15 protein-coding genes, 1 tRNA gene and 1 other RNA gene are annotated in these 17703 nt (G+C 70.7%); 4 read left to right on the top strand and 13 right to left on the bottom strand.

Translation table 11 applies throughout. From position 1 onward, the window contains the following. Positions 1-17: 17 nt before the first annotated feature. The gene (locus ACQP1S_RS05345) at positions 18-794 is read right to left on the bottom strand and encodes an IclR family transcriptional regulator (RefSeq protein ID WP_432903626.1); all 777 of its coding nucleotides are present in this window, start codon (positions 792-794) and stop codon (positions 18-20) included. A gap of 659 nt (positions 795-1453) precedes the next feature. Then, positions 1454-2299, bottom strand: a complete 846-nt coding sequence (ygiD, locus tag ACQP1S_RS05340; RefSeq protein WP_432903624.1) for a 4,5-DOPA dioxygenase extradiol — start codon at positions 2297-2299, stop codon at positions 1454-1456. Between the two features lie 292 nt (positions 2300-2591). Here ygiD and ACQP1S_RS05335 point away from each other — a divergent pair, with 292 nt between their 5' ends. After that, positions 2592-3494, top strand: coding sequence for a universal stress protein (locus tag ACQP1S_RS05335; protein ID WP_432903621.1), 903 nt, complete (start codon positions 2592-2594; stop codon positions 3492-3494). A 352-nt stretch (positions 3495-3846) separates the two neighbouring features. Here ACQP1S_RS05335 and ACQP1S_RS05330 read toward each other — a convergent pair. Further along, positions 3847-3919: transfer RNA gene (locus ACQP1S_RS05330), tRNA-Ala, on the bottom strand. Positions 3920-4027: 108 nt separating this feature from the next. After that, positions 4028-4627: a YqgE/AlgH family protein gene (locus ACQP1S_RS05325; RefSeq protein WP_091248515.1), complete on the bottom strand. Its 600-nt coding sequence runs from the start codon at positions 4625-4627 to the stop codon at positions 4028-4030. Between the two features lie 141 nt (positions 4628-4768). On the opposite strand from ACQP1S_RS05325, the gene ACQP1S_RS05320 reads away from it, so the two are divergent. Both ACQP1S_RS05320 and mdlC read left to right on the top strand, forming a co-directional pair. After that, positions 4769-5572: an S-methyl-5'-thioadenosine phosphorylase gene (locus ACQP1S_RS05320; RefSeq protein WP_091248511.1), complete on the top strand. Its 804-nt coding sequence runs from the start codon at positions 4769-4771 to the stop codon at positions 5570-5572. Between the two features lie 272 nt (positions 5573-5844). Further along, positions 5845-7440 (top strand): benzoylformate decarboxylase, encoded by a 1596-nt coding sequence (mdlC, locus tag ACQP1S_RS05315; protein WP_432903618.1) that lies wholly within the window; start codon positions 5845-5847, stop codon positions 7438-7440. A 190-nt stretch (positions 7441-7630) separates the two neighbouring features. Here mdlC and ACQP1S_RS05310 read toward each other — a convergent pair whose 3' ends face one another. The 8 genes from ACQP1S_RS05310 to pruA all read right to left on the bottom strand — a co-directional run bounded on the left by ACQP1S_RS05310 (position 7631) and on the right by pruA (position 15324). After that, positions 7631-8584, bottom strand: coding sequence for a hypothetical protein (locus ACQP1S_RS05310; protein WP_432903615.1), 954 nt, complete (start codon positions 8582-8584; stop codon positions 7631-7633). Between the two features lie 318 nt (positions 8585-8902). Further along, positions 8903-9278, bottom strand: a transfer-messenger RNA (tmRNA) gene (gene ssrA, locus ACQP1S_RS05305). 104 nt (positions 9279-9382) lie between these two features. Then, positions 9383-9862 carry an SsrA-binding protein SmpB gene (gene smpB / locus ACQP1S_RS05300; RefSeq protein ID WP_091248501.1) on the bottom strand — a complete coding sequence of 160 codons (480 nt, stop codon included), beginning with the start codon at positions 9860-9862 and terminating at the stop codon, positions 9383-9385. A gap of 136 nt (positions 9863-9998) precedes the next feature. Next, positions 9999-10874: a permease-like cell division protein FtsX gene (ftsX, locus tag ACQP1S_RS05295; RefSeq protein WP_091248498.1), complete on the bottom strand. Its 876-nt coding sequence runs from the start codon at positions 10872-10874 to the stop codon at positions 9999-10001. A gap of 70 nt (positions 10875-10944) precedes the next feature. Continuing rightward, positions 10945-11625: a cell division ATP-binding protein FtsE gene (ftsE, locus tag ACQP1S_RS05290; RefSeq protein WP_030331491.1), complete on the bottom strand. Its 681-nt coding sequence runs from the start codon at positions 11623-11625 to the stop codon at positions 10945-10947. Positions 11626-11743: 118 nt separating this feature from the next. Beyond that, positions 11744-12865, bottom strand: coding sequence for a peptide chain release factor 2 (gene prfB / locus ACQP1S_RS05285; RefSeq protein ID WP_432903610.1), 1122 nt, complete (start codon positions 12863-12865; stop codon positions 11744-11746). Positions 12866-12929: 64 nt separating this feature from the next. Further along, complete coding sequence (locus tag ACQP1S_RS05280; protein ID WP_432903607.1) at positions 12930-13445, bottom strand: PadR family transcriptional regulator; 516 nt, start codon at positions 13443-13445, stop codon at positions 12930-12932. 250 nt (positions 13446-13695) lie between these two features. Beyond that, positions 13696-15324, bottom strand: coding sequence for an L-glutamate gamma-semialdehyde dehydrogenase (gene pruA, locus ACQP1S_RS05275; protein ID WP_432903605.1), 1629 nt, complete (start codon positions 15322-15324; stop codon positions 13696-13698). Positions 15325-15680: 356 nt separating this feature from the next. Here pruA and ACQP1S_RS05270 point away from each other — a divergent pair, with 356 nt between their 5' ends. Continuing rightward, positions 15681-16889, top strand: a complete 1209-nt coding sequence (locus tag ACQP1S_RS05270; RefSeq protein WP_432903602.1) for a hypothetical protein — start codon at positions 15681-15683, stop codon at positions 16887-16889. Between the two features lie 128 nt (positions 16890-17017). Here the strand turns inward: ACQP1S_RS05270 and ACQP1S_RS05265 are convergent, their stop codons facing one another. Next, entirely contained in the window at positions 17018-17527 is a 510-nt protein-coding gene (locus ACQP1S_RS05265) for a DUF6912 family protein (RefSeq protein ID WP_432907821.1), read from the bottom strand. Positions 17528-17703 lie beyond the last annotated feature (176 nt).

Here is a 17703-nt window from a genome sequence, read left to right as displayed (position 1 = left end):
TCAGACCCTGGCGTAGCTCAGGACTGGAGGTGGATCGCGCTGCCCCGGCGGGCGCCCAGCTCCCGGGACAGATTGCGCGCGACCTCGCGTACGGCGACGGCCAGTTCCTGCCATGTCGGCTCGGCGAGCAGGCGCTCGACCGGCCCGACGATGCCGATCGCACCCGCCACCTGACCAGAGCGGTCGAAGATGGGAGCGGCCACGGCTCCGTCACCGATGGTGGATTCCTGGTCCTCGATCGCATATCCGGCCCGGGCAGCCTCGTCGAGCTGACGGGCGAGCACGGCGGGGTCGGTGATACTGGCCCCGGTGAGCGCCGGCAGTTCGCCGGCCAGCAGCTCCTTGCCGAGCGCAGGGACTGAGGCGGCGACGATCGCCTTACCCAGGGCGTTGGTGTTCCAGGGGATCGTCGCACCCACCTCCAGGATCTGCCCCGTGCCCCGGGGCCGGAAGGCATGGTGTACCACCAGGACGCGGTTACCGGTCAGAATGCCCACCCACACAGCTTCTTTGGTGCGGGTGGCGAGGAGATCAGCCCAGGTCAGCGAGCGGCTGCGGAGTTCATGGGTGTCCAGGTAGGCATTGCCGAAGGCCACCAGGTCGGGGCCGAGCCGGTACTTGGAGCCCTCCGAGTCGCGGGACACCAGCCCTTCCGACTCCAGAGTGCGCAGCAGGGCGTGAACGGTGGGCTTGGCCAGGCCCATTCGGTCGGCCAACTCGGTCACACCCAGCCGCGGGCCGTCCGTGGCGAGCTGGCGCAGGATGCGGATGGCTCGCTGCACTGACTGCACCATGAGGCTCCTCCCGCTCACTAGTGCTGAACAGCATTCCGAAAAATCTAGCACTTCTGTTGATCGTCGTCTCATTGGCGGTGCAGGCGGCTGCCGTCGTTCGTACCGCTCCGAACGCGGCCGGCCTGCCCCGACAGTACGCGGCGCACGCGGCACCACCCATGTTCACGCGTCATGGAATGACCGTTTTGCAATTTATGGGAGCATTCAGGCCGGGAGATCATTCCCGCCCGGGTCGTTGTCGGTGGGAAAACGACCGAACTCGCTCGACAAGATCGGACCCAGCACCGCGACCCCACGTTCCGCGTCGAGACCCACCCGCTACCTTCGGCGGCGTCGGCAGCACAAACGACGAAAGGCCCCCGGCCGGATTCCCGGCCTTGATCTGTGACACCCTCTGTGACGCGCCGAGTGTGGGGGCCGCCGTGTCGGACGGATGAGCCATCGAGGAAGCTGAGCGCCCGAGGCCACAAGGAGAACCTCGACCGTTCACGCCGTCGCGGAACCGGCCTGCCCCTGACTGGTAGGAGCCCCCATCAACTGTCGCGTGCCGACTGCGGGGCTTCCCCCTAGATCAAGCCCGAACGCCACGGTCATCGGTGGAGCGTGCACCACGCGCACCTGGGGCTCCGCGCCGTGAGCAACGAGCAGCCGGCACTCCCTCAGATGTTGGACCCGTCCGGCGGCAGGCCGGGCGGCGGCTGGGGCGATCCGCCCCGGCCGTCAAACTGCGGACAGGACATCCCCAAGGTGTACGCCGTCATGGACAACGAGCCGTAGGCGTAACCGTCCACCAGAACTTCGGTGTCAGGCGCGTCCGTGGCAGCGGCGAGACCGGCGAGGTACAACGCCGGAATGAAGTGATCGGGCGTGGGTACCGCCCGGCGGAAGTCCCCGTGGGCGTCGAGAGTCGCGTACTCGCCCGGGTCGGTCAACATCCGGGAGGTGGCGTCCTCGTCGAAGCGCCGTGCCCAATCGAAGCCGTCGTCAGTCAGCGCCCAGTCCATACCACCCAGGTTGTGCACCACGTTGCCGCTCGCCACGATCAGCACACCACGTCGGCGCAGTGGAGCGAGTCGGGCACCGAGTTGAAGGTGGTAGTCGAACGACTTGTCAGCGTTGATGCTGAGCTGGACGACGGGAATCGTCGCGTCCGGAAAGGCGTGCATCAGCACCGACCATGTGCCATGGTCGATGCCCCAGCTGTCGACGTCAGCCCCGACCCAGGTCGGATGGACGACGTCACTGACCTCCTCGGCCAGTTCGGGCAGCCCTGGAGCCGGGTACTGCACCTCGAACAGCTCCCGGGGAAACCCGTAGAAGTCGTGAATGGTCCTCGGCCGGGGCATCGCGGTGACGGCCGTGGCATTGATGTACCAATGAGCACTCACCACCAGGATCGCGCGGGGACGCGGCACCGCAGCGCCGAAGGCTCTCCACGCCGAGGTGTACCGGTTGACCTCGAGAGCGTTCATAGGGTTGCCGTGGCCCAGGAACGCCGCAGGCATCACGACCTCCAGGGCGGGTTGTCCGTCTGAAGACACGTGAACTTCCCTCCGAGGGGACCGCTTCGTACGGCGCGGGCTGCCGGACCTGGTTCTCACGATAGTGCCACCTCGCGGCAGCTCCGGCCCGAAGCACGCTCCTCGCGGATCGGAGATCGTGTTACGTCGGGGAGACGGATCGAGATACTGTCCTTCCAGCGCGGCTGCCGGTGGAGCCGCAGACGGTCACCTGTCCGGCGGCCCGGCTACGACCAGCCGTTCCCCGACGATTGACCACCGATTGAAGGCGGTGCGCGTGCCCCTCACCAGCGTGGTGGTTGGCGTCGACGGTTCGATGGGATCCGACCGTGCACTGGTCTGGGCGCTCGAGGAAGGCCGCATACGAGATCTGCCCGTGCGGGCGATCAACGTCTGGCAACCGAGCGGCGCGCCCCTGGAGGTCGAGCGGCTCGCGGCGCTGCACTCCGTGGCCGACCTCAGGGCCGGTCTCCTTCGGGACGTCACGTCCAGCGTGGATGCGGTAGTCGCACGAGAGGGCGCGGCGAACGTCGCGACGACCTCGCACGTCATCTACGGCCACCCGATCAGGGAACTGACCCGTGCGGCAGGCAGCGATTCCCTCCTTGTCGTGGGTTCGCGCGGACGCGGCAGCGCCACCGGCTCACTGTTCGGCTCCGTCAGCCAGGGCTGTGTCCAGTACGCGACCGGCACGGTGATCGTCGTCCCCCGGCCGGAGCCGAGGCCCGAAGCGGGCCGCGTGGTCGTCGGGGTCGACGGATCACCCCTGTCGGTACGTGCATTGCGGTTCGCCGATGACGAGGCCCGCCGGCGTCATGCTTCGTTGCAGGTCGTACATGCCTGGTCCCCGCCTTATCTCGGATTCGCAGGAGGTCCGGGGGGCCTCCAGCAGGAGGCTGTCGACGAGATCGCCGTCCAGGCAGCGGAGACGCTGCAGGACAGCATGCGACGTGGTGCAGTCGATCCCATGCGTACTGACGTCGAGATCCGGCTGGTCGAAGGTTCCCCCGCCCCGGCGCTGCTGGCGGCCGCCGACGACGCGGATCTGGTGGTCGTCGGGTCGCGCGGGTACGGGGGTTGGAAGGGACTTCTGATGGGCTCGGTGTCGACTCAATGCGTAGCCGGCTCCCCTTGTCCGGTAGCCGTGATCCGTAGTCATGCGGACGAGGATGACAAGTAGCAACGGGCCCTGGTCGGGAACGGTGACCCAGCGCCGGCGACCCGGCTGCCAGGCGTCCAGGAGCGCCATGCACGGTTGTCACGAGCCGTCGCCTCGTCGTCGTTGAACCGGCCCTCAACCGCGCGGCTGATCCCGGGCCGCGCTGCCGCAGCCTCTACGGCCTGCGCCATGGTGAGGCGCTCGGACTGCGCGCAGGCGAGACGTCGACCACCTGGAGGCGGGAACCGTGATGGTCCGGGTCACCCGGGCCATCATCGACGGCGAGGTTGTCGTGAGCACGCCGGGGCGGAGAACGAATCAGCGACCTGGTCGATGATTACTCGACCAGGTCGCTGACCCACCATTTCAAGGGTGGAGCCGAGGGGACTCGAACCCCTGACCCCCACACTGCCAGTGTGGTGCGCTACCAGCTGCGCCACGGCCCCTTGCGGTGTGTCCCGGTCGCCCGGGCACGGAGAGAACTATACACACGACGCCCGTCATGGTCATCTCACGGGGGTACCCCCGGACCGGCTCCGGGAGGACCCGGGGAATCAGTTCAACGCCACGTCCGGCGGGAAGTGCGCGACCGCGGCCATCATGCCGCCCTGCCGGCGCAGCACCATCGGCCAGAGGTCGTCCGGACGGTCGACGAACGCGTCTCCGGGCAGCGCGTCGAGCACGAACCAGGACCCGTCCTCGATCTCCTGCTCCAACTGCCCGGAGCCCCAGCCGGAGTAGCCGGCGAAGACCCGGATGCCGCCGATGCTGTCCCGCATCCGCTCCGGGTCTGCCGACAGGTCGACGGTGCCGACCGCGCCGGAGATCGGCTGGAAACCCTTCAGCCGGCGCATCGGGTGGCGCATCCGGGCCAGGCAGATCGCCGACTCCGGCTGCACCGGGCCGCCCTCGAAGAGCACCGCCGGATGGCGGGCGAGGCCGCTCCACTCACCGAGGACGTCCGCGACGGCGACCTCGGTGGCCCGGTTGAGCACCACCCCGAGCGCCCCGTTGGCCTCGTGGGCGACCAGCAGCACCACCGTACGATCGAAGTTCGGGTCCTTGAGCGCCGGTGTCGCGACCAGCAGCCGCCCGGTCATCGACTCCACGGCACGACCGCTGATCGCCGGTCCCTCCCCCTGCGTCTCGGACATCGTCAGCCGCGCACCGGGTCCGACAACCGGGCACCACCGACCAACCGTGCTGTCACCGCCATGTCTGGCACCATAGCCTGCACCCGGTGCGGTGGCTAAGGTCTGACCGACAGGTGATCGAGGGCGGTCGAGGGAGGGTCCATGGGTCCAACGGCGGACATCGCGGTGATCGGCGGTTCGGGGCTGTACGCGCTGCTCGACGACGCGACAGAACACCAGGTGGAGACCCCGTACGGCGACCCTTCGGACGTGCTCACGATCGCCTCGGTGGGCGGTCGGCCGGTGGCGTTCCTGCCCCGGCACGGGCGTGATCACCGCCACCCGCCGCACCTGATCCCGTACCGGGCGAACCTGTGGGCGCTGCGGTCCCTGGGGGTCCGCCAGGTGCTCGCCCCGTGTGCCGTCGGCGGGCTCCGCCCCGAGCTGGGTCCCGGCACGTTCGTGGTGCCTGACCAGCTGATCGACCGCACCAGTGGCCGGGTGCAGACCTACTACGACCAGGGCGCGGTGCACGTCGCGTTCGGTGACCCGTACTGCCCGGTGGGGCGGCGTACGCTGCTCGGCGCGGCGGCCGGGCGGGACGTGCCGGCGGTCGACGGCGGCACGGTGGTGGTGGTCGAGGGCCCCCGCTTCTCCACCCGTGCGGAATCTCGCTGGTACGCCTCGATGGGCGGCACGGTGGTGAACATGACCGGCCACCCGGAGGCCGTGCTCGCCCGCGAACTGGCCCTCTGCTACACCTCCATCGCCCTGGTCACCGACCTGGACGCCGGGGTGGAGGCGGGTGACTCGGTCACCCAGGAGGAGGTCTTCCGGGTCTTCGGGGAGAACACCGACCGGCTGCGCGGCGTACTGCTGGACGCGGTGGCCGCCCTGCCCGCCGACCGCGACTGTCCCTGTGGGCACGCGCTGGACGGCATCAGGACCCCGTTCCCGCTCCCCTGAGCCGGCCCGCACCACCCAGCGCACCGCGACCGCACCACCGCCGTCGACCCACCGCCACTGCCCCCATCCCATCGCCACGGCACCGGGCAGCGCCACCCCCGCTCCCACCGGTCACAGTGGCCGCACCGCTACCGCCGGGCACGGCCCTGGAGGAGATCGGCGGCAAAGTGACCGAACCGTCCCCTCCTGCCCGATAGATTCGGCAGGTCGGGGGCCGGATCACCGGGTCCCGGCGGGCAGCGGCACGGGCCGGGGACACGGAGGCGGGGGCGATGGCGACCGTCCGGGAGACCACCTACGACCTGCTCCGCGCCCTCGGCCTGACGACGATCTTCGGCAACCCCGGTTCGACCGAGGAGCCGTTCCTCCAGGACTTCCCGGCCGACTTCCACTACGTGCACGCCCTGCACGAGGCGTCGGCGGTGGCGATGGCCGACGGGTACGCCCAGGCCACCGGCCGACCGGCGCACGTCAACCTGCACACCGCCCCGGGCACCGGCAACGGCATGGGCAACCTCGTCACCGCCTGGCACAACCGGACCCCGCTGATCGTCTCCGCCGGGCAGCAGAGCCGGGAGATGCTGCTGATGGAGCCCCGGCTGGCCAGCCGCCAACCGACGGAGCTGCCCCAGCCGTACGTGAAGTGGAGCCACGAGCCGGCGCGGGCGCAGGACGTACCGGCGGCGTTCATGCGGGCGTACGCCACGGCGGCGCAACCACCGAGCGGCCCGGTCTATCTCTCCCTGCCGCTGGACGACTGGCAGCAACCGGCGGACCCACCGCCGCAGGTGCGGACGGTGGCCACCCGGTTCGCCCCCGACCCCCGTCGGCTGCGGGAGTTCGCCGCGTTGCTGACCGCCAGCCGGAACCCGGTGCTGGTGCTCGGCGCGGCAGTGGACCGGGCCACGGCCTGGCCGCTGGCGGCCGCGGTGGCGGAGCGGCTCGCCGCACCGGTCTGGTCCGCGCCGGCACCGGAGCGGGCCGCCTTCCCGGAGCACCACCCGCACTACCGGGGGGTGCTGCCGTACGCGATCGCCCCGCTGGCCGAGAAGCTCACCGGGCACGACGTGGTGCTGGTGGTCGGCGCGCCGGTGTTCCGCTACTACCCCCACGTGCCCGGCGACCACCTGCCACCCGGGGCACGGCTGCTGCACGTCACCGACGACGCGGACGAGGCGGCCCGCGCCCCGGTGGGCGACAGCCTGCTCGGTGACGCCGGGCTGACCCTGGCCGCGCTGCTGGACCTGCTGCCGGCGGCCGACCGGCCCCCGCCCGCGCCCCGCCCGACACCGCCGCCCCCGGAGCCCGGTGACCCGCCCGACGCGGACGCGCTCTTCGCCGCCCTGGCCGCCTGCTGGCCCACCGACGGGGTGCTGGTGCAGGAATCGCCGTCCAACCTGGCGGCGCTGCGTCGCCGGCTCCCGGTGACCCGCCCGGCGTCGTACTTCACCATGGCCAGCGGCGGGCTCGGCTACGGGCTGCCGGCCGCCGTCGGCATCGCCCTCGCCGAACGGGACACCGGGCGGGGCCGGCCGGTGGTCGCGGTGATCGGGGACGGCTCCTTCCACTACTCGGTGCAGGCACTGTGGACCGCCGCGCGGCTACGGCTGCCGGTGGTCGTGCTGGTCCCGGTGAACCAGCAGTACGCCATCCTCAAGGCGTTCGCCGAGCTGAAGTCCACCCCCGGCGTACCCGGCCTGGACCTGCCGGGCCTGGACCTCACCGCCGTCGCCCACGGCTACGGCTGCGCCACCCGGGTCATCGACACCCTGCCCGACCTGGCCGACGCGCTGGCCGAGGCGCTGCGTGCCGACAGACCGACCGTACTGGCCGCCCCCATCAGCACCGCCATCCCCACCCTCCTCTAACCCCCACCCCCACCCCTCCCACCCCTCTTACCCCCTCCCGTCCCCCGCCCCCTCCCACCCCGCGCCCAGCCCCGTTGATCAAGAGGTTTGCGTCAAGTTGATCGCGCGAGATGACGCAAACCTCTTGATCAACGGCCAGCAGCACCGTCCTTCCGGGAGCCCCCGGGGAGGGGATGCGGGGGTGGGCGTGTCAGGGGGTGGCAAGGGTGAGGACCCGGCCGGTGCCGACGTCGAGGACCGGGCGGGCGCCGAGTGGGGCCGTCAACGTCACCGTGACCGGCTTGAGCACCGCGAGCGCGATGCACTCGCCGGTGCCCTGGACCACCCCGCCGCCGACCACCACCACGTCGTCGCTCTCCCGCACGAGTGCGGTGGGGCCGCTGTCGCAGGCCCCCAGGCTGACCGTGTACGTCAACCGGGTGCCCTCGACCCGGCGGAGCCGATCGGCACCGGCCACGCCTGCCGGAAGGGTGCGGGGCGGGGCGGTCGGCTCGGGCACGGCGGTGACCGCCCGGGGTGCCACCGCCAGCCGGGCCACCGGAGTGGTCAACTCGGCCACGGTGAACAACCAGGCCGGCACCGCGGCGACTCCCCGGCTGGTGCGCACCTCGGCCGTGCCGAGGGTCACGCCCGTGACGGTGAGCGGGATACAGGCGGTGGCCGCCTGGGTGGCGACCGAATCGTCCGGCCTGGTGGCGTCGGTCGGGCTGGGCGCCTGCGGCACCCGGGGCCGCCCCTCGCACGGCGGTGGGTCCCCCTGGTCCAGTTGCCGGTACGCCTCCGCCGCGCTGATCAGCGGGACGGTCAGAGCGCCGTCCGGGAAGCGGATCGCCGCGTCGGCGGGCACCTTGGTCGGCAGCGGGATCTGGTCCCGGTACCAGCCGGAACGGAAGGCCGCCTCGGTGTCGGCGGTGAAGCCGGGTTGCCCGGGGAGCACCGTGGCGTCCTGCAACGGCAGGTACCCGCCCGACCAGTCGGACCCGGGCCGCCACGCCCCCGCCACCTCGGCAGCCCGCTCGTCGAACGCCTCCCGATGCCGCCCCGGATCACCACCGGCCGACCCACCGGGCGCAGACCCGGCCGGCGCACACCCACCCACCCCCACCATCAGAAGTCCCAACCCCACCACAACAAGTCGCCGCATACCCCTGAGACGCCCCACCCCCTCCCCCGGTTCCCTCCACCCCCACCCGGCCACGTCCCACCCCCGCCCCGCACGCCCCGCCCCGCACGCCGCCTCCAGCCCTGCCCTGCCCCGCCCCACCTCGTTGATCAAGAGGTTTAGGTCAAGTTGATCGCCCCAGATGGCGCAAACCTCTTGATCAACGGGGCGAGACGCGCGGAGGCGAGACGCGCGGAGGCGAGACGGCGCGCGGGCGCGGGCGGGGCAGGGCGCGCGGGGCGGGTGTCAGAGGGAGAAACGGTGATGCGCCCCGGTCCTTGGGGACCGGGGCGCATCGTGGGGTGGAGGTGCCGGGAATCGAACCCGGGTCCTTCGCCGGTTTGTCAGGGCTTCTCCGAGCGCAGCTCGCTATGCCTCTACTCGGCCCCACCGCTCACGCGAGCGAGTTGGTGTGACGGGCCCAGTCGCTGATTAATCTCGCCGCACGGACCCCGCGACCGGGTCCGATTGGCCAGCCCTCTAACTGATGCCGGCTATTGGGACGAAGGCGTTCCCAGGCCGACAGACTCAGCTACTCGCCTCAGGCGGCGAGAGCGAAGTCAGCGCGATTTTGCTTGGCGCTTATAAGTTTCCGACGACCGATTCTCGAGACGACGTCGGCTTCCTCGGCTCGCTTCCCCTGTCGCTGCGTACGAAGTCGAAACCAGTCACCCCCTCGACGGGCCGCCGATGTGGCGGCACTGTCCAGACTAACGCCTACCGCAACGGGTTTCATCCCGAGCCCCTGGCCGGCGCGTCGAGCCGGACAAAAAGGACGACTCAGTCGTCCATTCCCTTGCCGCGCCGGCCCGACACCCGGGCGATCTCCCGGTCGGCGTCCCGCTTGGCGAGGTCCTGCCGCTTGTCGTACGACTTCTTGCCCTTGGCCAGGGCGATCTCCACCTTGGCCCAGCCGTCGGAGAAGTAGACCTGCAACGGGACCATGGTCAGGCCGCCCTCGCGGGTCTTGCCGACCAGCCGGTCGATCTCCAACCGCTTCAGCAGCAGTTTGCGGGTACGCCGGGGCTCGTGGTTGGTCCAGGTGCCCTGGGTGTACTCCGGGATGTGCATGCCGTGCAGGAACAATTCGCCGTCGCGCTCCTGGGCGAAGGCGTCGACCAGTGAGGCCCGCCCGGCGCGCAGCGACTTGACCTCGGTGCCGGTCAACGCCATGCCCGCCTCGTACGTGTCGAGGATGGCGTAGTCGTGGCGGGCCTTCCTGTTGGAGGCGACCACCTTGCGGCCCTTTTCCCGTGGCATCCGGCGCACCCCCTTCCGGGTCCGCTCACCGACCGTCCGGCCGGTGAGCGGGGATCATGCTACCCGAACGACAAGGGCCCTCCCGCGCCGTTTCTTCCCGGCGCGGGAGGGCCCGCACGTCGACCCCCTGCGGCGACTAGACCCGCAGGTAGAAGCGGAGCGTGACCCAGGCGGTGGCGGCGCTGATCAGGCCACCCACGCCGGCCATCAGCGGGAACATCAGGAAGATGTCCGACCACTGGATCGGGGAGAGCAGCCCCTCCAGCGCCTTCAACGAGCCGCTGAACAGCAGCTGTTTGGCGCCGATCAGCGCGATCAGGCCCAGCAACGAGCCGATCAGGCCGGCGACCACCGCCTCCAGCACGAACGGCGCCTGGATGAACCAGTTCGACGCGCCGACCAGCTTCATGACCGCGACCTCACGCCGCTTGCTGTACGCGGCCACCTGGATGGTGTTCGCCACCAGCAGCAGCGCGGCGATGGCCATCACCACGGCGGCGGCCAGCGCGATGTTCTGGATCGCGGTGAGCACGTTGAAGATCTTGTCCAGCAGCCGGCTCTGGTCGACGATCACGTCGACCCCTTCGGTGCCCTGGTACTGGTCGTAGATGTTCTTGTACTGCTCCGGGTTGACCAACTTCAGCCGGAAGGACTCGGGGAGCAGGTCGGGCTTCACGACGTTCACCAGGTCGGGCGCGTCCTGGTACATCTCCTTGAACGTCTTGTACGCCTCGTCCTTGTTGACATAGAGGACCTCCTTGACCAGGGGGTCGCCCTTCAACTTGGCGTCGAGGTCGGTGCGCTGCTGCTCGGTGACGTCGGTCTTCAGGAAGATCGAGACTTCGACGTTCTTGTAGTAGAGGTCCTTCATGTCGCCGACCTGTTTGTACATCAGGCCACTGGCGCCGAGCATGGTCAGCGAGACCGCCATCGTGATGATCATCGCGACCGTCATCGTGACGTTGCGCCACAGTCCGACCAGTACCTCGGACAGGACGTACTTTATCCGCATCGGGTGTTCCTCCGGCTCTCCGGCGTGAGGTGTTCGTCGTCAGGTCGTACGGCAGGGGTGGAGCGCCGGCTCACCCGTAGACGCCGCGGGCCTGGTCGCGCACGATGCGGCCGCTTTCGATCTCGACGACACGACGGCGCATCTGGTTCACGATGTTGGAGTCGTGGGTGACCATCACGACGGTCGTGCCGGTGCGGTTGATCCGGTCCAGCAAACGCATGATCTCGATCGAGGTGTCCGGGTCCAGGTTTCCGGTCGGCTCGTCCGCCAGCAGGATCAGCGGACGGTTCACGAACGCCCGCGCGACCGCGACCCGCTGCTGCTCACCACCGGAGAGTTCGTGTGGGTACCGGTGCTCCTTGCCACCGAGCCCGACCAACTCCAGCACCTCGGGCACGACCCGGCGGGCCACCGCCTTGGTCTTGCCGATCACCTCCAGGGCGAACGCCACGTTCTCGTAGGCGGTGCGGTTCGGCAGCAGCCGGAAGTCCTGGAAGACGCAGCCGATGGAACGCCGGAAGTGGGGTCGCTTCCAGGAACGCATCGAGGTGACGTCCTTGCCGTTGACGACGACCCGACCCTTGTTGGGGGCGACCTCGTGCAACAGCATCTTGATGATCGTGGACTTGCCGGAGCCGGATGGCCCGATGAAGAAGACGAACTCGCCCTTCTCGATCGAGACGGACACGTTGTCGAGCGAAGGCCGGGACGCCTTCGGGTACGTCTTCGTCACTTGCTCAAGCTGAATCACGGGTCGTGAGTCTACGCGGTGTAACCGCAGAGCCAAGTGGCACGCCCCGCCGATGCGGGGCGCGTCATCGATTCGCCCGGTCAACCCGGGATCGACGACGCGCCCCGTTCACGATCGATCACGCAGCGTCGTTGGCGAGCTGCTGCTGCTTGCGCCAGCGGATACCCGCCTCGATGAAGCTGTCCAACTCCCCGTCGAAGACCGAGGACGGATTGCCGGTCTCCTGCTCGGTTCGGAGATCCTTCACCATCTGATACGGGTGCAGCACGTACGAACGCATCTGGTCGCCCCAGGAGCTGGTGCTGCCGGTCTTCAGGCCGGCGAGCTTCGCCTCCTCCTCCTGCCGCTTGCGCTCCAGCAGCCGGGACTGGAGCACCCGCATCGCGGAGGCCTTGTTCTGGAGCTGGGACTTCTCGTTCTGGCAGGTCACCACGATGTTGGTGGGGATGTGGGTCAGCCGCACCGCCGAGTCGGTGGTGTTGACGCTCTGCCCACCCGGCCCGGACGACCGGTAGACGTCCACCCGGACCTCGTTCTCCGGGATGTCGATGTGGTCGGTCTGCTCGGTGACCGGCAGCACCTCCACCCCGGCGAAGCTGGTCTGCCGGCGACCCTGGTTGTCGAACGGGCTGATCCGGACCAGCCGGTGGGTGCCCGACTCGACGCTGAGCGTGCCGTAGGCGTACGGGACCTTGACGGTGAAGGTGGCGGACTTGAGGCCGGCCTCCTCGGCGTACGAGGTCTCGTAGACCTCCGTCGGGTAGCCGTGCCGCTCGGCCCAGCGCAGGTACATCCGCAGCAGCATCTCGGCGAAGTCGGCCGCGTCCACCCCACCGGCGCCCGCCCGGATGGCGACCAGCGCCTCCCGGGAGTCGTACTCGCCGGAGAGCAGGGTGCGGACCTCCATCTCCTGGATGGCCTTGGTCAGCCCGGCGATCTCCGACTCGACCTCGCCCAGCACCCCGGAGTCGGCCTCGTCCTCGGCCAGCTCCAGCAGCACCCGGGCGTCGTCCAGCCCCGACCGCAGGCTGCCCAGCTTGCTGATCTCGCCGTTGACGTACGACAACTGCGAGGTCACCTGCTGCGCCTTGGCCTGGTCGTCCCAGAGATCCGGCGCGGACGCCTGCTCCTCCAGCCGGGCCTTCTCCCCCCGCAGGCGGTCGAGGTCGAGCACCGACTCGATGTTGCGTAGGGTCGCGTCGAGTTCCTTCAGTTGTTCGGCGTAATCGGCAGCGGTCACGACAGACAAGGGTACTGTGCGTGCGGCGGTCCGCTCACGTCACACCACCTACCAGGGCGGATGATCAGCCGACCGGGGCGGTCTTGAGCCAGGACAGCGCGGCCTTGTGGTAGGCGACGGCGAACTCCAGCGCGCTGGCGTCGTACTCGTCGCCCTCCTTCTTGGCGGTCTTGACCTGCTCCCGGACGTACGCGAGGGCCTCGGTGTGGTATTCGTTGGCTGAGGTGTAGAGGTTCTTGAGCTGGCTGGCCGAGTGCAGGTTGCCGAACGCGATCCGCAGGGCGATCGGGTTGCGGATGGTGTCCCGACCGGGATTCTCCGCCAGCCAGCGGGAGAAGGTCCGCTTCCCCGAGGCGGTGAGCGCGTAGGGTTGACTCATCCGCGGCCCGGGCTTGCCCAGCCGCACGAAACCACGCTCCGCCAGCACCGGCAACTCACGGTAGACCTGACTGCGTGTCATAGACCAGTACGGCGCCAGTCGGCGCTCAGCGGCGGCCATCAGCTGGCCGCCTGTCATCGGGCCCTCATGCAACAACCCCAACAGGGCCGCCGCAGTGGGGTTGACTCCGGAATCCGCCATGCCCTCTAAGCTGCCACTTTGCCGTCCCGGCGTCCAGGATTTCCGGATTTGCCACCCGGGAGGATTTCCAATGTGCACTGTCGGCCGACGACAGTGCTCCCAGGACCGCCCCGACCGGCCCCGCCTGCGGTGACCTGGGCCACGCCGGCCGGTGGTGGCCGACGCGCCGGCCGGGTCGCGTCGGGCACCACCGTGGGGCGGCGGTGGCGCCGGCGGCGGCGGAACTCCGCCACCGTCGGTCGTCACCGCTTCACCCCATGTGCGGGTACGTGTGGTCGGTCGGCGCGACGAACGTCTCCTTGATGGTCCGGGGCGACATCCAACGCACCAGGTTGTGCCACGACCCGGCCTTGTCGTTGGTGCCGCTGGCCCGGGCGCCGCCGAAGGGCTGCTGCCCGACCACCGCACCGGTCGGCTTGTCGTTGATGTAGAAGTTGCCGGCCGCGTACCGCATCTTCTCGGCCACCGCGTCGACCACCCGGCGGTCGGTGGCGAAGATCGACCCGGTCAGCGCGTACGGGGCGATCGACTCGGCCTGGGTGACCACGTCGTCGAAGCGGGCGTCGTCGAAGACGTGCACGCCGAGGATCGGCCCGAAGTACTCGGTGGTGAACGTCTCGTGCGCCAGGTCGGCGCACTCGAACAGCGTCGGCCGGACGAACCACCCGACCGAGTCGTCGGCGGTGCCCCCGGCCAGCACCCGGCAGCTGTCGTCCCCGGCGATCAGGTCCAGCGCGGCGGTGTGCCGGGCGAACGCCCGGCCGTCGATCACCGCGCCGCCGAAGTTGGCGAAGTCGGTGACGTCGCCGTAGGTCAGCGAGTCGGCGGTGGCGGCCAGCCGGTCCCGCAGCCCACCCTCCCAGAGCGACCGCGGGACGTACGCCCGCGAGGCGGCCGAGCACTTCTGGCCCTGGTACTCGTAGGCGCCCCGGATCAGCGCGGTGTGCAGGGCGTCGACGTCGGCGCTGGTGTGCGCGACCACGAAGTCCTTGCCGCCGGTCTCACCGACCAGCCGGGGGTAGCCGCGGTAGGAGGCGATGTTCTCGCCGACGGTACGCCACAGCGACTGGAACACCTTGGTCGAGCCGGTGAAGTGGATGCCGGCCAGATCCGGGTCGGCGAGCACCACGTCGGAGACCTCCTCGCCCCGCCCGGTGACCATGTTGATCACACCGGGGGGCAGGCCGGCCGCCTCGAACAGCCGCATGGTGAAGTGCGCCGCGAACTGCTGGGTGGGGCCCGGCTTCCAGACCACGGTGTTGCCGAGCAGGGCCGGCGCGGACGGCAGGTTGCCGGCGATCGCGGTGAAGTTGAACGGGGTCACCGCGTAGACGAAGCCCTCCAGCGGGCGGTGGTCGAACCGGTTCCAGACCCCGGGCGACGAGTTCGGCTGGGCCGCCAGCAGCTCGCGGGCGAAGTGCACGTTGAACCGGAGGAAGTCGATGAACTCGCAGGCCGCGTCGATCTCCGCCTGGACGGCGGTCTTGGACTGGCCGAGCATGGTGGCCGCGTTGAGGGTGTCCCGCCACGGGCCGGCCAGCAGCTCGGCGGTGCGCAGGAAGATCGCGGCCCGCTCCTCGAACGGCAACGCCCGCCACATCGGCGCGGCGTCCTTGGCGGCGTGCACGGCGGCGCGGGCGTCGTCGTGGGTGGCGTGGCCGGTGACCCCGAGCACGTGCGCGTGCCGGTGCGGCTGCACCACGTCGATCGGGTCGCCGCCGGCCATCCGCTGCGCGCCGGCGATGGTCATCGGCAGGTCGATCCGCTCGGCGGCCAGCTCGGCCAGCCTCCGTTGCAGCCGCTCCCGGTCGGCGCTGCCCGGCTCGTAGGTGCGTACCGGCTCGTTGTGCGGCTCGGGTACGGAGAACACGGCGTCCATCACAGCTCCTGGGCGATCTCGACAGCGGCGGCGAAATCGGACCCGCGGGCACCGACCCGGACGGCCGGACGCCGGACACCGCGCGGTGTGCCTGGCGCGGCGGCGGGACCTCCGGGAATTCTCCCACGCCTGGCCCGACGTCACTACACCCCGCCCGCCACGCACCGTTGATCATGAGGCCAGAGCGCCGAAACAGCGACGATTCATACCAGAGAACCCCCGACGATCATGGCAATGCCAAGGGAGGGTGGCGCTGACGGTCGCCTGCCAGAGCCATCCGGTCGCCCGCGTACGCTGGTTCGAGCGATGGAAAGGCCCTCCCGGTGCCGGGGCGGCGCGGTGTCGAAGGGGAGACGATGAGCAACCAGCCCGGCAATTCGACGGCGGCCTCCGTCGGCCGGCCCCACCGCCACCCCGGTCTCGATCCCGGCACACCCCGCGATCCCGATCCCGGCACCGAGGCGGACCGCGCTCCCGAGGCGCAGGCGGGTCCCGGGGCGGAGGCGGAGCACGGTCCCGACACGGAGACGGACCCCACCGCGCAGGGCGACCGCGAAGCACAGACGGACCGCGACCGCGACGCGGAGGCGGAGCGGTCGGCCACCACCGGGCAGGTCGGCGAGGAGATCCACACCGCACCGGCGGAGCGGACGGGGTACGCCCCGGTCACGCCCCTGTTGGCGGCGCTCGCGCTCGGTTGGCTGGCCGCGATGCTGTGGTCCACCCGGGAGGCGATCCACTCGGCAGCGGTCGGGCTCACCGCGATCACCCTCTCCGCCTTCGCCCTGCCCGGGGTGATCTCCGCCGCGTTGGTCGCCGGTGCGGCGGTCGCGCTGGCCGCGAGTGAGCTGGCCGCCCGCCGGCTCGGCGACCGTGCCACGCTGCGCTTCGCGGCGGCGATCGGGGCCGGCATGCTGGTCGGGCTGGGCACCGCCCTGGCCATCAACCTGACGTACGCCGACAACGCCACCACCAACACCATCGCCGGCACCAGCGCGGCGGCGGCCGTCATCGGCGGGGCGATCGCCGGAGCGCGTACCCCGGCACCGGTCGGCGCGGTGGTCGCCGCCGCCCTCGGGACCCTGTTCTTCGTGGTGGTGTTCAGCCAGGCCCGCGACCCGCTGTTCGACCTGTTCGGCGCGGACGACTCCCAGGCGTCGCTGGTCGGTGCCGCGAAGTGGGTCTCCCGCACCGAGTCGCTGCTCGGCGGGCTGCTGGCCGGCCTGCTCGCCTTCGGCTACCTCACCTGGGCCCGCCGCCGGGCCGTCCGGCGCGCTCCTGACGCACCGGCGCCGCGCTGGCCCGCCTACCTGCTGGCCGGGGCCGGGCCGGGCCTGCTCCTGCTGCTCGCCGAGGTGATCATCCGGATCGGCGGCCGAACCCTGTTGGACCTGGCCGGCGCGCTCAGCGAGGCGGACGCGGTGGCCCAGACCAGCATGGGCACCTCGCGGGTCGACAACGGCATCTGGGTGCTCTTCGTGGGCGCGTTGACCTCGGTCGTCCTCTTCGGCCGCACCCTCGGCCCGACCCCCCGCGACGACGACCCCGAGACCGTCGAGGACTGACCGGCCACCACCCGCCCGTCCCTGCTCTCCCCCGGCCGTCCCGGCGTCCCACGCCCGGCCGTCCCGGCGTCCACTGCCCGAGCCGACCGGGCCGGCGGCCAACGCCCCGCCGTCCCCGGTCCGGACGGTCAGGAGGCGGTACGCAGCAGCAGTTCCCACTCGGACGGGGCGTACCACTCCAACTCGTGGTCCTCGGCCCCGTCGACGGTGAACTGAGCGTCCGGATCACCGGCGAGCGCTTCGCGCACCACGTCGACGGCCGCGGTCACGTCGTCGACCGCCTCGGCTCCGTCCACGTGCAGCGCGGCCACCGCCGACGCCGGCACCGGCCCATCCAGCTCCACCATGCTGGAGCCCAACTCGCCGTCGCCCCGGCCGACGGCTGCGGCGGGCAGGTCCACCGAGACCACCACCCGACGACGAGCTGCGGCCGGGTCCTCCCGCAGCAGTTGCAGCGCGTCCTGCGCGGCCCGGGTGAAGGCGACGTACTCCAGCTCCTCCTCGTCGCCCTCGGCGTACCACTCGCGCAGAGCCGGGGTGACCGCGTGCCCACCGCTGGCCGGCAGTCCCTGCTCACGCAGCAGGGCCAGCATCGGCACGGTCGCCGGCACGTACACCCGGACCACCTCGTCGCCCACCATCATCTCTCCCGCTCGTTGCCCTGCCGCCTGGTCAGCCGCGTTCACCGGGGCCCGGGGGCCCACCGTTCGCCCGGCTCGTGACGACCCCGCCGTCCCGAAAGCCGATCATGCCGTACCGGCGGTGCCGGCGCGGACCCGACGCCGAGACCGTCATACACCGCGCACCGCACCGC

This window comes from Micromonospora matsumotoense, from assembly GCF_050951065.1.
GTDB classification, from domain to species: Bacteria; Actinomycetota; Actinomycetes; order Mycobacteriales; family Micromonosporaceae; genus Micromonospora; species Micromonospora matsumotoensis.
This window is presented reverse-complemented; position numbering and strand designations above follow the sequence as displayed.

Excerpts from the sequence above, each read along its gene's own strand:
- ACQP1S_RS05345 (WP_432903626.1), bottom strand. The coding sequence starts at position 794 with ATGGTGCAGTCAGTGCAGCGAGCCATCCGCATCCTGCGCCAGCTCGCC.
- ygiD (WP_432903624.1), bottom strand. The coding sequence starts at position 2,299 with ATGCCTGCGGCGTTCCTGGGCCACGGCAACCCTATGAACGCTCTCGAG.
- ACQP1S_RS05325 (WP_091248515.1), bottom strand. The coding sequence starts at position 4,627 with ATGTCCGAGACGCAGGGGGAGGGACCGGCGATCAGCGGTCGTGCCGTG.
- ACQP1S_RS05320 (WP_091248511.1), top strand. The coding sequence starts at position 4,769 with ATGGGTCCAACGGCGGACATCGCGGTGATCGGCGGTTCGGGGCTGTAC.
- mdlC (WP_432903618.1), top strand. The coding sequence starts at position 5,845 with ATGGCGACCGTCCGGGAGACCACCTACGACCTGCTCCGCGCCCTCGGC.
- ACQP1S_RS05310 (WP_432903615.1), bottom strand. The coding sequence starts at position 8,584 with ATGCGGCGACTTGTTGTGGTGGGGTTGGGACTTCTGATGGTGGGGGTG.
- smpB (WP_091248501.1), bottom strand. The coding sequence starts at position 9,862 with ATGCCACGGGAAAAGGGCCGCAAGGTGGTCGCCTCCAACAGGAAGGCC.
- ftsX (WP_091248498.1), bottom strand. The coding sequence starts at position 10,874 with ATGCGGATAAAGTACGTCCTGTCCGAGGTACTGGTCGGACTGTGGCGC.
- ACQP1S_RS05280 (WP_432903607.1), bottom strand. The coding sequence starts at position 13,445 with ATGGCGGATTCCGGAGTCAACCCCACTGCGGCGGCCCTGTTGGGGTTG.
- pruA (WP_432903605.1), bottom strand. The coding sequence starts at position 15,324 with ATGGACGCCGTGTTCTCCGTACCCGAGCCGCACAACGAGCCGGTACGC.
- ACQP1S_RS05270 (WP_432903602.1), top strand. The coding sequence starts at position 15,681 with ATGAGCAACCAGCCCGGCAATTCGACGGCGGCCTCCGTCGGCCGGCCC.